Here is a 15,666-nt window from a genome sequence, read left to right as displayed (position 1 = left end):
AAGCATGCAGATTTTGGTTCAAAAATTTGGTGGAACTTCGGTTCAAAGCGCAGAAAATAGAAAACATGTATTAAAACATATAAAAGATGCACTGATGAAGGACTATAAGCTGATTGTCGTTGTATCTGCATTAGGACGAAAACCAGATCCATATGCAACAGATTCTTTACTTGGATTAGTCGACTTTCCTGCAAATCACAGTTCAAAAAGAGAGCTTGATTTACTCATGTCTTGTGGAGAAACAATTGCTTCTGTCGTATTAACAAACGAATTGAAGCGAAACCATATTCGGGCTATTGCTTTAACAGGGGCACAAGCAGGATTTATTACGAATAATGATTTTAATCAAGCGAAAATTAAACGTGTAAATCCAGAACGAATTTACCACGCCTTTGAAGAACATGATGTTGTTGTCGTAGCTGGATTTCAAGGACAGACAGAAGATGGCGAAATTACAACAATTGGACGTGGTGGCAGCGATACGACGGCTGCCGCACTTGGAGCTGCAGTGCAAGCAGAAAGTATTGAAATATTCACTGATGTAAATGGGATAATGACAGCAGATCCACGAGTTGTTGAATCTGCATGTCCGCTTGATGTCGTGACATATACTGAAATTTGTAATTTAGCTTATCAAGGTGCAAAGGTCATTCATCCGCGTGCAGTTGAAATTGCGATGCAAGCTAAAATTCCGATGCGTGTACGATCGACATATGCTGATGAAGGAGGTACACTCGTTACCGCTTCTCGTGAAAGTGAATTTGGAGTCGATATTACGGATCGTTTAATAACTGGAATCGCCCATATTTCATCTGTTACTCAAATAAAGGTGTTTAAAGAAGGCGAGCATTTATTTCAATCGGATGTTTTTAAGGCGATGGCTGATGCTGGTATATCTGTAGACTTTATTAACATCTCTCCAACAGGAGTTATTTATACGGTACCGGAAGCTTTTACACAAAAAGCCGTTCATATTTTAAAAACGTTAGGGTATGATCCAGAGGTGACGGAAAAATGTGCAAAAGTTTCTGCGGTCGGAGCAGGGATGACTGGTGTTCCCGGTGTTGCTTCGCGTATTGTCCGTGCGTTAACAAGTGCAGGCGTGCGAATTTTACAATCAGCAGATAGTCATACAACGATATGGGTGCTTGTACAAGAGGATGATTTAAAGAAAGCAGTAAATGCATTACATGATGCCTTTGAATTAGGAAAAATAAACAAGTTATAATAAGGATAGGTGTTGTTCAATGGACTTTGGAAAAGTATTAACTGCGATGGTAACTCCTTTTAATGAAAAAGGGGACATTGATTTTGATCAAACAACGCGGCTTGTCGACCATTTAATAGAAAATGGTACAGATGGTTTGGTCGTGGCTGGAACGACAGGTGAATCACCAACCTTATCAACAGATGAAAAAGTCGCACTTTTTAAGCATGTTGTTGCTGCTGCAAATAAAAGAGTACCAGTCATCGCTGGTACAGGAAGTAATAATACAGCTACATCCATCGCGTTAACAAAACAAGCTGAAGCGTGTGGTGTAGATGGGATTATGCTTGTCGCACCATATTATAACAAGCCTAACCAAAAAGGATTAGAAGCGCATTTTAGTGCGATTGCAAAGGAAACTACGTTACCAATCATGCTTTATAATATTCCAGGCCGATCTGTCGTTAAAATGAATGCAGAAACAATTATTTCGTTAAGTAATATTGATAATATCGTTTCTGTAAAAGAGGCTAGTGGGGATTTGGACCAAGCGGCAGAAATCATTGAACAAACAAGTGATGATTTTACAGTATACAGTGGAGATGATGGACTTACCTTACCAATGCTAGCAATTGGGGCAGATGGAATTGTCTCGGTTGCCTCTCATATCGTTGGTAAGGAAATGCAAGCAATGATTGCTGCTTATGAAGCAGGAAATGTGCAAGAAGCGGCTAGCCTACATCGAAGATTACTACCTATTATGAATAGCTTATTTCAAGCACCATCTCCAGTCCCCGTAAAAGAAGCACTAAGACTAAGAGGAATAAATGTTGGAAGTGTGCGCTTACCTTTAGTTCCGTTAACTGATCAAGAAGCTACAGAACTATCTGCAATAATTCAACAATTATAAGCAAAAAAGTCACAGGGATGAGGAATATCCTTGTGACTTCTTTATGCTCCAAATTGGTGAAATAGTGATAATCTCTTTTCTAGAATAGTTTGTATGGAACATTCTATCGTGGACAAACTAGTTTATAGTGATGTCAATCTAGAAGGAGTGTTCATACAATGGATAAAGATAATGGAAAGAACGAAGAGCAACCACAGGAGGAACAATCAGGAGCCTCTTCCTTAGTGCAAAAAATCCAACAACTCGGTCAAACAAATATTCCGCAATCACCAGATTCCAATGTTCATGTGCTTTCTGTAATTGGACAAGTAGAGGGACATATTCAGCTTCCTCCGCAAAACAAAACAACAAAATATGAGCATTTGTTGCCGCAATTAATAGCTATTGAACAAAACCCGAAAATAGAAGGACTTATCCTGTTGCTTAATACAGTTGGTGGAGATGTTGAAGCGGGCTTAGCACTTTCTGAAATGATCGCTTCTTTATCCAAGCCAACCGTTTCTATCGTCTTAGGGGGTGGACACTCGATTGGTGTGCCAATCGCAGTTGCTGCTGATTATTCATTTATTGCCCCAACTGCAACGATGACGATTCATCCCATAAGGCTAACCGGATTAGTAATTGGGGTACCGCAAACCTTTGAATACTTGGACAAGATGCAGGATCGTGTCATTCAATTTGTGGTCAGTCATTCTAATATTAAAGAGGAAAAATTTAAAGATTTAATGTTTGCAAAAGGAAACTTAACAAGAGATATTGGTACAAATGTTGTTGGTACAGATGCGGTAGAATACGGTTTGATTGATGGAGTTGGTGGAGTAAAAGAAGCTTTACAAAAAGTAAATGAGCTAATCAATACAACTAAAACAGATCAGGAGGTAATCCAATGATCTTGTATACACCACTTTCTGCTTCTGAAATATTCCCGGTAGAAGAAGAAAAGTTTCAGCACCGTCACTGTGTGTCTTATCAGGGAAAAATGATATATGTCGAAGATAATCAAGATGGAACATATCAAGTACTGCAATTGCTTTCCTCTGACCCACAGGATTTTCTAAATGATGGATTTTCTCCTGGAACGATTTTAAAATAACAGGAACAAATGATCGAACTATGATATACTAATAGAAGAATTTTAAATAGGTAACCCTTGCCAGGTGGTCGGCAAGGGTTTATTATTCATGTATAATTGCCTAGTTAATAGAGGTGAAAAAATGGCTAAAAAAAGAAAGAAAAGAAAGAATAAATTAAAACAAAAAGTGAAATTTGAATTGTTAGGTTTGCTATTTATTTTTCTAGCAATCTTCGGGAGTGGAGCTAGTGCAATTAGTGATGGAGCAATACCAGGAGGACTTGAGAATATTTTTCGCTTTTTCTTCGGAATCTGGTATTTTATTGCGTCTATCTATTTGTTAATTACAGGGGTCTTCTTATTAGTAAAGCGACGTTACCCTTACTTTACACATAAAAAAATGATTGGTTTTTATATTATGTTTGCGGGTGTCCTGTTATTAACACATATTCAAACACTTGAACGCCTACAAGTGTTTGCAACGGACAGTTCTATTATTCAAGCGACTTGGGATAGCTTTATTTTATATGTGAATGAAAATGGAGTAGCCATGCAAACAGGTGGAGGAATGGTTGGTGCAGTCATTCTAGTATTCTGCTATTATTTGTTTTCATTTACCGGTGCAAAGATTGTTGCCGTATTTTCTATTTTAATTGGAATTATTTTTATGACGGAATTTTCAATTGGGGATTTTTTCTCTAAAGGATTAAAAAAACTTGCAAGCAAGATGAAAGCACAGTTTGCAAAGTGGAAGAATAATAGAAAAGAAAAAACAGAGCATGAAGAACCAGATATTGTTATGTCCGAATCGATGGCAGATAGTCTTCCAGAAACAGAGCCTGTTATTCAGGAATTTACGGATGTAGCCTATCACACGATGGAAAACGATAGAAAGCAATCGAAGTCAGAAAGGAAGGCAGAAGATGATGTGGAGACAGAGGTGACCGATCATTCGATGCCTATGACCGAGACTGAAAATCACGATTATGAACTTCCTGCTTTAGATTTGTTAGCTGAACCAGCTCACAGCTCTCAACAACAGGAAAAATCACAAATTCAAGCAACCGTTAAAAAGCTAGAGCGAACCTTTCATAGCTTTGGAGTTAGAGCAAGAGTCACGAAGGTTCATGTTGGACCAGCAGTAACGAAGTATGAGATTTACCCTGAAGCAGGTGTGAAAGTAAGTAAAATTGTTGGACTTCACGATGACCTTGCACTAGCACTTGCTGCAAAGGATTTACGTATAGAAGCACCAATTCCAGGAAAGTCTGCAGTAGGGATTGAGGTGCCAAATAAAGAAGTTGCTATGGTATCATTGCGCGAGGTGCTTGACAGTACGATGGGGAATTCTGCTTCTAAGCTATTATTTGCCCTAGGTAGGGATATTTCTGGTGAAGCAGTGATGGCAGAGCTTAATAAAATGCCACATTTATTAATTGCTGGAGCAACCGGTAGCGGAAAAAGTGTCTGTGTGAATGGCATAATTACGACCATTTTGATGCGAACTAAGCCGCATGAGGTTAAAATGATGATGATTGATCCGAAAAAAGTTGAATTAAATGTTTACAACGGAATTCCACATTTACTCGCACCGGTTGTAACGGATCCGAAGAAAGCATCGCGAGCGTTGAAAAAAGTAGTTGCAGAAATGGAAAGACGTTATGAGCTTTTTTCTGATACAGGTACTAGAAATATTGAAGGATACAATGAGTATGTTCGTAAACAAAATATAATTAACGAAGAAGAACAACCGAACCTGCCTTATATTGTCGTTCTCGTTGATGAGCTTGCTGATTTAATGATGGTTGCGTCTAGTGATGTAGAGGATGCCATTACACGTTTAGCGCAAATGGCCCGAGCTGCTGGTATCCACTTAATCATTGCAACACAAAGACCGTCTGTAGATGTTATAACAGGGGTAATTAAAGCGAATATTCCTTCTAGAATTGCTTTCAGTGTTTCTTCCCAAACGGATTCACGAACGATATTAGATATGGGGGGAGCTGAAAAGCTATTAGGAAGAGGCGATATGCTATTCTTACCTGTGGGAGCATCTAAGCCTACTAGAGTTCAAGGCGCGTTTTTATCGGATGAAGAAGTAGAACGAGTTGTGGATCATTGTATTGAACAGCAAAAAGCAACCTATCAAGAAGAGATGATTCCAGAGGACAATAATGAAGTCGTCAATGAAGTGGATGATGAATTGTATGATGATGCAGTTCAACTTGTATTAGAAATGCAAAGTGCTAGTGTTTCCATGCTACAGCGCAGATTTCGTGTTGGTTATACAAGAGCAGCTAGATTAATTGATGCAATGGAGGAACGAGGAATTGTAGGCCCATATGAGGGAAGTAAACCGAGAGTTGTATTAATTTCTCAAACAAGTGAAGAAAAAATGTCATAGTATCTAATCTAGCGAGACTCCATATCCAGTAGAGGTATGGAGTCTCAAACAAGTGATTATAAGGCAATTGCAGAATACGCAAATAATAGATCAAATTCTAGTAATAGATGAATAACAAGGACAGTATGGATTCATGCTTCAAGATACTGTCTTTTTTATGTTTTGAACGTGAGATTGGCTCATCCATGAAACATGGAATGGAATGATTGCAAATTTTAATATTAGGAGAACATTGTTACTTTCCATTAAAATGCTAGTATAGCAATGCTTAGACGACAATTATTGACAAGAATCGGTGAATTTTTTAAGAACTTTTACCTAATACTATTTATTTATTTTTTAATAAATGGTATAGTTAATAACGAAAGATAGTCATACGTCAGAGGTCAGATCTCTTACATGTTTGTCAGGAGGGGGGATGTCATGTCGATTAAAGCGGATTCACGTCATTTGTACTTACAAGTGATTGATAAAATTAAACAAGATATTGAAAGCGGTATATATCGAGAAAAAGAAAAGCTGCCTTCTGAGTTTCAGCTATCGAAGAAGCTTGGTGTATCACGTGCTACATTAAGGGAAGCGTTACGAATACTTGAGGAAGATAACGTGGTTACAAGAAGGCATGGCGTTGGCACATTTGTGAACCAAAAGCCAATTTTTTCTTCTGGTATCGAGCAATTAACAAGTGTTACATATATGATTGAACAATCTGATAAAGTTGCTGGATCACAGTATATATCAACCGAGATTATTGAAGCAACAGAAGATGAACGAAAAAAATTCGCACCAAAGAATGTACATAACTTAATCCAAATTGAACGTGTTCGAACAGCGGATAATGAACCAGTTGTTTTTTGTGTAGATAAAATTCCGGAAAAGCTTATCCCGATTGAATTCGTGAATAAAAAAGATTCTTTGTTTAAACTTATGGAGGAACATGCAAATAAACGCGTCACATACGCTGTTACATTTATTGAGCCAGTAAGCTATAACAGTAGAATTTTTGAAATATTAAACTGCGATCCTGAGCAATCTTTATTATTATTAAAGCAAATGCATTATACAGAAGAGGATGAGCCAGTTTTATATTCTGCAAATTACTTTCGATCAGATATGTTTAGTTTCCATGTTCTGCGGAAGCGTATGTAAGGGGTTTCAATAAACGCTTTTGGGAGGTGATTGCCAAAGCAGTAAGGTATAAATGGGAAATACAGGTTAAAAATAAGCAATAAAAAAAGGGAGGAAATTAACATGAAGAAAAGTAAACTGTTTGTCATGCTAGCTGTATTGTTAAGCTTAGGTCTTTTCTTGGCTGCTTGCGGTGGCTCTGGTGATGACAAAAAAGAAGACGAAGGTAAAACAGGAGATGCAGGAAAATCTGAAGAAACTGATTTCAGTGCAGCAATGGTTACTGATATCGGTGGCGTAGATGATAAATCATTCAACCAATCTGCTTGGGAAGGTCTTCAAGCATTTGGTAAAGAAAATGGCCTAGAAAAAGGCAATGGCTTTGATTATGCACAATCAAATGACAAGTCAGATTATATGCCAAACCTTACGCGTTTAATCCGTGATGACTATAAGTTAATCTTCGGTATTGGCTTTGAACTAAAAGAAGATATCGCTAAAGTAGCTGAGCAATATCCAGATACACAATTTGCGATTGTAGATGATGTAGTAGAACAACCAAACGTAGCAAGCATTACATTTAAAGAGCATCAAGGTTCATTCCTAGTAGGTGTTGCTGCTGCTAAGAAAACAACAACGAACAAAGTTGGTTTCGTGGGTGGAATTGACTCACCTTTAATTAACAAATTTGAATCTGGCTTTATTGCTGGGGTTAAATCTGTAAACCCAGATATCGAAGTGAAAGTACAGTATGCTGAATCTTTCGGTGCACCTGATAAAGGGAAAATCATTGCATCTAATATGTTTAATGAAGGTTTCGATGTAATTTATCATGCATCTGGTGGTACTGGTAACGGCGTATTCAACCAAGCAAAAGATATTAAGCAAAATGATCCTGACCGTGATATTTGGGTAATCGGTGTAGACCGTGACCAGCATGAAGAAGGACAAATCGGTGACCATAACATTACACTAACATCTATGGTTAAACGTGTAGACGTAGCTGTTCAAGACGTTTCTAACAAAACGATGAACGGTGAATCTCATGGTGGAGAATTGTTAGAGTATGGTCTTGAAGATGATGCGATCGCTGTAGCAACAACGAACAGTGATGCAATGACACAAGATATCATCGACGCTGTTAACGAATGGAAAGAAAAAATTCTTAACGGTGACGTAGAAGTTCCTAAAACTCGTGAAGAAACAAAAGCATTTTTAGAAGCACTATAATTCTGGATTGGTAGGAGCGGATTGCTCCGCTCCTACCAAATTAGTTTAGACAAAATCTTCAAATGAAGAGGATAAGTAAGCTATTTAGCCTTTTCATTTGGTGATTTTTCAAAAAAATAATTTATATAAAAGGGGTGAATTTTTGTGGAATATGTGATCGAGATGCTGAATATTCGGAAGGAATTTCCGGGGATTGTTGCAAATGATAATATTACGATCCAAGTAAGAAAAGGCGAAATCCATGCCTTATTAGGAGAAAATGGTGCCGGAAAGTCAACCTTGATGAATGTTTTGTTTGGGCTGTACCAGCCTGAAAAAGGTGAAATTAAAGTAAAAGGTGAAAAAGTAAATATTACTAACCCAAACATTGCGAATGAATTAGGCATCGGTATGGTGCATCAGCACTTTATGCTGGTTGAGCCATTTACAGTTACACAAAATATCATTTTAGGTAGTGAACCAAAATCAAAGACTGGGAAAATTGACATTAAAAAAGCGGAAAAAGAAATTCAAGCGTTATCTGATCGTTATGGACTAAAGGTAGACCCATCAGCAAAAATAAGTGACATATCGGTTGGAATGCAGCAAAGAGTGGAAATTTTAAAAACGCTTTATCGCGGAGCAGAGGTATTAATCTTTGACGAACCGACAGCTGTATTAACACCGCAGGAAATTAATGAGCTAATGGATATCATGCGTTCTTTGATTAAAGAAGGTAAATCAATCATTTTAATTACCCACAAACTAAAAGAAATTATGGAAGTAAGTGATCGTTGTACTGTTATTCGCAAAGGAAAAGGCATTGGTACTGTAAACATCTCAGAAACTAATGTCCATGAGCTTGCATCATTAATGGTAGGACGTGATGTTAGCTTTGAAATTGAAAAGCAGCCAGCAGAACCGAAGGAAGTTGTACTCGATATCAAGGATTTGCATGTAAAGGATGCTAGAAAAGTAGATTTAGTTAAAGGGTTAAACTTAGAAGTAAAAGCTGGTGAGATTGTCGGCATTGCTGGGATTGATGGGAATGGACAATCCGAGCTAATTGAAGCAATTACTGGTCTGAGAAAGTCAGGTTCAGGAACGATCAAGTTAAATAATAAAGACATTACGAACCTTAATCCAAGAAAGGTGACGGAAAGTGGTGTCGGTCATATTCCACAGGATAGACATAAATTTGGACTTGTTCTTGATTATACAATTGGTGAGAATATGGTATTGCAAACGTATTATCAATCACCATATTCAAAAGGAAGTATATTAAATCATAAAGAAATTTATAAAAAAGCTACAGAACTTATTGAAGAATATGATGTTCGAACTCCAAGTGAATTTACGAAGGCTCGTGCATTATCTGGTGGGAACCAGCAAAAAGCGATTATCGGTCGGGAAGTCGACAGGTCCCCTGATTTACTTATTGCCGCACAGCCAACACGTGGCCTTGACGTTGGGGCTATCGAATTCATTCATAAAAAGCTTGTAGAAGAGCGTGATAAAGGACGAGCTGTACTTCTAATTTCATTTGAATTAGATGAAATCTTAGATGTCAGTGATCGAATTGCCGTTATGTTTGACGGGAAGATCGTTGCTAACTTAAAGCCAGAAGAAACAAATGAACAGGAATTAGGGTTGTTAATGGCTGGAAGTCAAGCGAAAAGGGCGGGTGATTTAGAATGACGTCTAACAATAAGTTATTCGGGATATTAGTTCCCATTATTTCTGTAATTCTTGGATTATTAGTCGGAGCAATCATTATGCTCATTTCTGGGCATAATCCAATCGCTGGCTATGCTGCATTATGGAATGGTGCATTTGGTGATGCCTATACACTAGGTGAAACAGTACGTAGAAGTACACCATATATCCTAACAGGGATGGCAGTAGCATTCGCATTTCGTGCTAATTTATTTAATATTGGTGCAGAAGGACAAGTTATTGTAGGTTGGTTAGCTGCTGTTTGGGTAGGTATCGCAATAGATGCACCAATGATTATTCATTTACCGCTTGCTATCATTGCAGCGATTTTAGCTGGTGCGGTTTGGGGGTTCATCCCTGGACTGTTAAAAGCAAAGCTTGGTGTGCATGAAGTTATCGTAACGATTATGATGAACTATATAGCACTTTTTACAACGAACGAAATTATTCGTAATGTATTGACAGAACAAAAGACAACAACGGAAACCATTCATGGATCTGCATCGTTAGCAAGTGAGTGGCTCCAAAGTATTACTTATTTTTCACGTGTGCATTACGGGATATTAATTGCCTTATTTGCAGCAGTTATTATGTGGTTTATTATGGAGCGGACAACATTAGGCTATGAGCTTAAAGCAGTTGGCTATAATAAGCACGCATCAAAGTATGCTGGAATGAATGTAAGCAAAAATATTATTTTAGCCATGGTAATTGCTGGTGGATTTGCAGGCTTAGCTGGAGCGATGGAAGGACTCGGTACGTTTGGAAATATATCCGTCATGTCTAGCTTTTCCAATGTTGGTTTTGATGGGATAGCGGTTGCGCTTTTAGGTGCAAATACACCGTTAGGAGTAGTGCTTGCCGCGTTCTTGTTTGGAACGTTGAAGCAGGGCGCCTTGGAAATGCCGACAGGTGCAGGTGTTCCGACGGAGCTGGTGGATATTATTATCGCTTTAATCATTTTCTTTGTAGCATCAAGCTATATTATTCGATGGGCTTTACTTCGCTTTACGAAGGAGGGGAAATAAATGATTGATATTTTACAATCCATTATCCCGACAGCGCTATTCTTTTCAGCCCCGTTAATATTCACAGCATTAGGTGGCGTATTTAGTGAACGATCAGGTGTTGTTAACATCGGACTAGAAGGATTAATGGTCATGGGAGCTTTTGTAGGGATTGTATTTAACCTTACATTTGCTGATGTGTTCGGTACTTGGACACCGTGGATAGCAATAATTGTTGCAACGATTATTGGCGCGTTGTTCTCGATTATTCATGCTGTTGCATCGGTTTCATTTCGTGCTGACCAGGTTGTAAGTGGAGTTGCTATTAACTTCTTAGCACTTGGAATTGGTGTGTTTTTAACAAAGCAATGGTACGGAAAAGGACAAACAGATATGGTTTCGCAACCATTTTTCACAACAGATATTCCGTTCCTATCAGAAATCCCGATTATCGGTCCAATGTTCTTCAAGGGGATTTATTTAACCTCTTATTTAGCGATTTTCGTCGCGTTAATCGCTTGGTATGTTTTATATAAGACGCCATTCGGTTTAAGACTACGTGCAGTTGGAGAACATCCGATGGCTGCGGATACAAACGGAATTAATGTTTATAAAATGCGTTATATAGCCGTTATCCTTTCTGGAGCATTAGGCGGTCTTGGAGGATCTGTATTTGCTTTAACGATTGCTTCTAACTTTTCGCATTCAACCATTGTTGGGCAAGGGTTTATGTCCCTAGCAGCGGTCATCTTTGGTAAGTGGCATCCGCTTGGAGCAATGGGAGCAGCGTTATTCTTTGGCTTTGCACAAAGCTTAAGTGTTGTAAGCTCAGGTATTCCATTATTACAGGATGTGCCACAAATCTTCTTGTTAATTGCACCATATGTGTTAACAATTCTAGCTTTGGCAGGTTTGATTGGCCGTGCAGATGCACCAAAAGCAAATGGACTTCCATATATTAAAGGAAGCAGATAATAATAAAATGAATCGTAGAGCTTGGTTTCCCTTTAAAGAGGAACCAAGCTTTTTTCTTTTTGTCTAGGGAGATTTATTCTGTATACGAATAGCAATGTCCTATTGTAGATGGTAAACTATGGATGAATTAATATTATCAAGCGGTTATTATTAACATATAGGTTATTGATTATGTTTTATTTTTTCGAGCAAACTAAAGGTTAGCAATTAGTTATTAAAGACATTTTGTGAAGGTGGGAGCAATATGTTACAAATTCAAGAGCAAGTTATTAAGGAAAATGGATATACCTTGCATTTAATTCCGAATGAAAAGTTTAAAACAATAAATATCGTTGCAAAAATGAAAGCACCTTTAGAAAGAGAAACGATAACGAAACGTGCATTACTTCCATACGTATTACAGCAAGGAACGCGTAGATATCCAACGAGGTTACAGCTGCAAAGCGCATTAGATGATTTATATGGAGCGGTATTATCTTTAGACGGTGCAAAAAAGGGCGATTTTCACATTATTAGTTATCGTCTTGAAGTAGCGAATCAAAAATTTATTCAGCAGGAAACCGATATTGTAGAAAAAGCGATCAATCTGTTGTATGAAGTTATTTTTCAGCCCAACATGAAAGGCATCGGCTTTGAACCTACAGTGTTTGCACGTGAAAAAGAAACATTAAAAGAAAAAATAGCAGCAATTACAGATGATAAGCTTGCATATGCGAATATGCGTCTAATGGATGAAATGTGTGTTGATGAAGCGTATGGACTACATGTGCATGGGTATAAAGAAGATTTAGTGCAGTTGACACCTGAAAACACATATCATTACTATGAGCAGTTATTAATGGAAGATGATATGGATATTTATATTATGGGTGACTTTGATTCGAACAAAATGCAAGAATTCTTTCGTGCATCTTTTGTTAGAACGGATTCAGGAAATAATGAGCATGAGAAGTTGGAGAATACAAATACGTCCCAAAATAGAGATTTGAACAGGGAACCACAAGAAGTAATTGAAAAACAACCCATTCAGCAGGCAAAGTTACATATAGGTTATCGTACAAATTGTACGTATCGTGATGAAACATATGCTGCTCTTCAGGTTTTTAATGGCATTTTTGGTGGCTTTCCAAGCTCGAAGCTATTTATTAATGTGCGTGAAAAGAATAGTCTTGCTTACTATGCTGCATCAAGAATTGAAAGCCATAAAGGGCTGTTAATTGTATTTAGCGGAATTGCCTCTAAGGATTATAAGAAAGCAAGAGCAATTATGGAGCAACAAATGACAGCAATGAAGGAAGGAAAATTTACCGAAGAAGATATGGAAGAAGCAAAAGAGCAGATCATGAATCAGTTGCTTGAAACAATGGATCATCCTCAAGGAATGATGGAGCTTCTATACCAACAGGTTATCGCTAATCGATCACTTTCACCACATGAATTAATTGCACAAATTAAAGCAACGACGATCGAGCAAGTGATTCATGTTGCTTCTAATATTCAAGAGGATACGATTTACTTGTTAACTGGTGAGGAGGACGTGACGAATGCATAAAAAGCATTATGATTATATTAACGAAACCATTTATTCTGAAACACTGCCAAATGGACTAACCGTGTCGCTCATGCCGAAGGAAACGATGTCAAAAACATACAGTATATTTACAACAGATTATGGCTCCATCGATCAAACCTTTACACCATTAGGGAGTGATGAAAAGGTAACAGTACCTGAAGGGGTTGCACATTTTCTCGAGCATAAGCTTTTTGAGAAAGAGGATCGAGATGTGTTTTCTGATTTCAGTAAACTCGGTGCTTCAGCAAATGCTTTTACTTCATTTACGAAAACTGCATATTTATTTTCTGCTACGAATCATATTGAAGAAAATGTAACGATTCTTCTAGACTTTGTTCAAGAACCATATTTTTCTGAGGCATCTGTGGAAAAAGAAAAAGGAATTATAGCACAGGAGATTAATATGTATGATGACCAACCGGAATGGCAATCATTTATGGGGACAATTCGAGCGATGTTCCAAAATCATCCCGTTCATATTGATATTGCAGGTACGGTTCCGTCGATTCAATCGATTACAAAGGATGACTTATATACGTGTTATCGCACCTTTTATCATCCAGAAAACATGTATTTGTTTGTTGCAGGTAATTTCAATCCAGATAATATGATTGCACTTATTAAAGAAAATCAAGCAGCTAAAGAATTTGCTAGCTTAGAGGAGATTAAACGAGACTATCCAAGCGAATCCCGTACTGTTGCAATGGAAGATTATACGATTCACATGCCAGTGTCAATTCCAAAATGTACAGTCGGAATTAAAGAATCCGTTGACACATTGCATGGAATTCCATTTTTAAAAAGAGATTTGTTACAGGAGATGATCGTTACACATTATTTTTCAAAGGGTGGCCCATTTTATCAAGCATTATATAATGAAAATCTAATTGACGAGAGCTTTTATGTAGAAACCAATTTAGACAAAAATTTTGGCTATACGTTAATCGGTGGAAATACACGAACGCCTGCGCAATTTGCAAATCGGGTCAAAGAATTATTACTAAGTACACAGCAAGCTACATTGCTTACAGAAGATGTCGAACGAATGAAGAAGAAAAAGATCGGTCAAATGCTACGAGCGATGAATTCATTAGAGTTTATTGCAAATAAATATACGCATTATCAAATGGTCGGAGTTGATTTGTTTGATATTATTCCAGAAATACAAAAAATCACAGCAGAAGAAGTGAACCGCTTTTTAAATAATTGGATTGAAAAAGATCGCTTATCTGTTTGTACGATTGAATCGGAGTAGCTAAAATGGTGGGGAAAAATGTATTAATAATTGGTGCTAGTGGTGATATAGGTAGTGCAATTGCGTTGAAGCTTGTTGAAGAAGGCTATCAGCTCTTATTGCATTACAACCATAATTTAACAAGAATAAATGAAATAATGGATAAGGTTGATAAGGAAACGATCCTTGCAACATATCAAGCGGATCTATCTTTAGACAAGGATGTCACAAAACTGCTTATGAATGTAGCGTATCCGGTAGACTGTATTGTTTTCGCTAGTGGAATCGCACATTATGGATTGTTTCAAGATACTACAGAAAAAGAAATGGAAAAAATGTTGTCTATTCACGTGAAAGCCCCTTGGTTAATTGTTCAGCATTTTTTACCTGAGATGATCCGCCGTAAAACAGGAAAAATCATGCTGATTACCTCTATTTGGGGTGAGGTTGGAGCGAGTAATGAAGTGCTTTATTCAACTGTTAAAGGTGCTCAAAATAGTTTTGTAAAAGCGTTAGCAAAAGAGGTTGGACCAAGCGGGATATTGGTCAATGCGATTAGTCCAGGGTTTATTTCTACAAAAATGAACAGCCAGCTGTCTGTCGAAGAAACGAATACTATAATCGACGAAATTCCATTAACGCGCGCAGGAACCCCGAAGGATGTTGCGGAAGTTGCTTGTTTTTTGCTTAGTGATGCTTCAAGTTATATCCATGGAGAAATAATTCGGCTAAATGGTGGATGGTAGTGTTGTGTTAATATTATTTTTACATTTCAAGACATCTCCTTCAAGTAACGATGCATAAACACGTTAAAAATTCAAATACTAAACATGTAAAAATTGAAGGAGGAATGGATATGTCGATTCTGGAAAATTTCGAAACGTGGAAGGACTTTTTATCTAATCGATTAGAGCAAGCTCAAAATCAAGGCATGTCACAGCAAACAATAACCAATGTTGCATATGAAATTGGTGATTATTTAGCGCAAAGTGTAGATGCCAAAAATGAAGAGCAAGCTGTTTTAAGAGAATTATGGAATGCTGCTTCTGAGGAAGAACAGCATGCAATTGCGAGCGCTATGGTAAAACTTGTCCAAAACAAATAAGCAGATGTCAAAGAAGCTGTATTTATATACGGCTTCTTTTACTTAAAATTAAATTATTTTACATTTATCCTACAATCTGCTTTAAACTTATGTAAAAATCATTTATTATATAGATATAATTGCAAT

At 37.5% G+C, this 15,666-nt stretch carries 14 protein-coding genes; all 14 read left to right on the top strand.

What is annotated here, in order from left to right:
• Positions 1–4: 4 nt before the first annotated feature.
• The 14 genes from dapG (at position 5) to SPK86_RS07260 (ending at position 15,540) form a co-directional block, all read left to right on the top strand.
• Positions 5–1,228, top strand: a complete 1,224-nt coding sequence (gene dapG / locus SPK86_RS07325) for an aspartate kinase (RefSeq protein ID WP_284140004.1) — start codon at positions 5–7, stop codon at positions 1,226–1,228.
• Between the two features lie 19 nt (positions 1,229–1,247).
• A complete protein-coding gene (dapA, locus tag SPK86_RS07320) occupies positions 1,248–2,117 on the top strand; it encodes a 4-hydroxy-tetrahydrodipicolinate synthase (protein WP_284140005.1) in 870 nt (289 codons plus the stop codon).
• Between the two features lie 158 nt (positions 2,118–2,275).
• Complete coding sequence (locus tag SPK86_RS07315) at positions 2,276–3,007, top strand: ClpP family protease (RefSeq protein ID WP_284140006.1); 732 nt, start codon at positions 2,276–2,278, stop codon at positions 3,005–3,007.
• Entirely contained in the window at positions 3,004–3,210 is a 207-nt protein-coding gene (locus tag SPK86_RS07310; RefSeq protein WP_284140007.1) for a YlzJ-like family protein, read from the top strand. The genes SPK86_RS07315 and SPK86_RS07310 overlap by 4 nt, the downstream gene beginning before the upstream one ends.
• A 121-nt stretch (positions 3,211–3,331) precedes the next feature.
• Positions 3,332–5,593 (top strand): FtsK/SpoIIIE family DNA translocase, encoded by a 2,262-nt coding sequence (locus tag SPK86_RS07305; protein ID WP_330949008.1) that lies wholly within the window; start codon positions 3,332–3,334, stop codon positions 5,591–5,593.
• 423 nt (positions 5,594–6,016) lie between these two features.
• Positions 6,017–6,742 (top strand): GntR family transcriptional regulator, encoded by a 726-nt coding sequence (locus SPK86_RS07300; RefSeq protein ID WP_284140009.1) that lies wholly within the window; start codon positions 6,017–6,019, stop codon positions 6,740–6,742.
• Between the two features lie 102 nt (positions 6,743–6,844).
• Positions 6,845–7,951: a BMP family lipoprotein gene (locus tag SPK86_RS07295; protein ID WP_284140010.1), complete on the top strand. Its 1,107-nt coding sequence runs from the start codon at positions 6,845–6,847 to the stop codon at positions 7,949–7,951.
• A gap of 144 nt (positions 7,952–8,095) precedes the next feature.
• Positions 8,096–9,628: an ABC transporter ATP-binding protein gene (locus SPK86_RS07290; protein ID WP_330949007.1), complete on the top strand. Its 1,533-nt coding sequence runs from the start codon at positions 8,096–8,098 to the stop codon at positions 9,626–9,628.
• Entirely contained in the window at positions 9,625–10,674 is a 1,050-nt protein-coding gene (locus SPK86_RS07285) for an ABC transporter permease (protein WP_284140012.1), read from the top strand. The genes SPK86_RS07290 and SPK86_RS07285 overlap by 4 nt, the downstream gene beginning before the upstream one ends.
• A complete protein-coding gene (locus SPK86_RS07280; RefSeq protein WP_284140013.1) occupies positions 10,675–11,628 on the top strand; it encodes an ABC transporter permease in 954 nt (317 codons plus the stop codon).
• Between the two features lie 244 nt (positions 11,629–11,872).
• Positions 11,873–13,180, top strand: coding sequence for an EF-P 5-aminopentanol modification-associated protein YfmF (yfmF, locus tag SPK86_RS07275; RefSeq protein ID WP_330949006.1), 1,308 nt, complete (start codon positions 11,873–11,875; stop codon positions 13,178–13,180).
• Positions 13,173–14,456, top strand: coding sequence for an EF-P 5-aminopentanol modification-associated protein YfmH (gene yfmH, locus SPK86_RS07270; RefSeq protein WP_330949005.1), 1,284 nt, complete (start codon positions 13,173–13,175; stop codon positions 14,454–14,456). The genes yfmF and yfmH overlap by 8 nt, the downstream gene beginning before the upstream one ends.
• A 5-nt stretch (positions 14,457–14,461) precedes the next feature.
• Positions 14,462–15,181, top strand: coding sequence for an elongation factor P 5-aminopentanone reductase (gene ymfI, locus SPK86_RS07265; RefSeq protein WP_330949004.1), 720 nt, complete (start codon positions 14,462–14,464; stop codon positions 15,179–15,181).
• Between the two features lie 110 nt (positions 15,182–15,291).
• Positions 15,292–15,540, top strand: a complete 249-nt coding sequence (locus SPK86_RS07260) for a DUF3243 domain-containing protein (RefSeq protein WP_284140016.1) — start codon at positions 15,292–15,294, stop codon at positions 15,538–15,540.
• Positions 15,541–15,666: the final 126 nt, after the last annotated feature.

This window comes from Virgibacillus sp. MG-45, from assembly GCF_036409425.1.
Lineage (GTDB): Bacteria > Bacillota > Bacilli > Bacillales > Amphibacillaceae > LDC-1.
The sequence above is the reverse complement of the archived record's forward strand: the minus strand, read 5'-3'. Positions and strand labels throughout refer to the sequence as shown.

Coding starts and splice junctions, on each gene's coding strand:
- dapG (WP_284140004.1), top strand. CDS start 5: ATGCAGATTTTGGTTCAAAAATTTGGTGGAACTTCGGTTCAAAGCGCA.
- dapA (WP_284140005.1), top strand. CDS start 1,248: ATGGACTTTGGAAAAGTATTAACTGCGATGGTAACTCCTTTTAATGAA.
- SPK86_RS07315 (WP_284140006.1), top strand. CDS start 2,276: ATGGATAAAGATAATGGAAAGAACGAAGAGCAACCACAGGAGGAACAA.
- SPK86_RS07310 (WP_284140007.1), top strand. CDS start 3,004: ATGATCTTGTATACACCACTTTCTGCTTCTGAAATATTCCCGGTAGAA.
- SPK86_RS07305 (WP_330949008.1), top strand. CDS start 3,332: ATGGCTAAAAAAAGAAAGAAAAGAAAGAATAAATTAAAACAAAAAGTG.
- SPK86_RS07300 (WP_284140009.1), top strand. CDS start 6,017: ATGTCGATTAAAGCGGATTCACGTCATTTGTACTTACAAGTGATTGAT.
- SPK86_RS07295 (WP_284140010.1), top strand. CDS start 6,845: ATGAAGAAAAGTAAACTGTTTGTCATGCTAGCTGTATTGTTAAGCTTA.
- SPK86_RS07285 (WP_284140012.1), top strand. CDS start 9,625: ATGACGTCTAACAATAAGTTATTCGGGATATTAGTTCCCATTATTTCT.
- SPK86_RS07280 (WP_284140013.1), top strand. CDS start 10,675: ATGATTGATATTTTACAATCCATTATCCCGACAGCGCTATTCTTTTCA.
- yfmF (WP_330949006.1), top strand. CDS start 11,873: ATGTTACAAATTCAAGAGCAAGTTATTAAGGAAAATGGATATACCTTG.
- yfmH (WP_330949005.1), top strand. CDS start 13,173: ATGCATAAAAAGCATTATGATTATATTAACGAAACCATTTATTCTGAA.
- ymfI (WP_330949004.1), top strand. CDS start 14,462: ATGGTGGGGAAAAATGTATTAATAATTGGTGCTAGTGGTGATATAGGT.
- SPK86_RS07260 (WP_284140016.1), top strand. CDS start 15,292: ATGTCGATTCTGGAAAATTTCGAAACGTGGAAGGACTTTTTATCTAAT.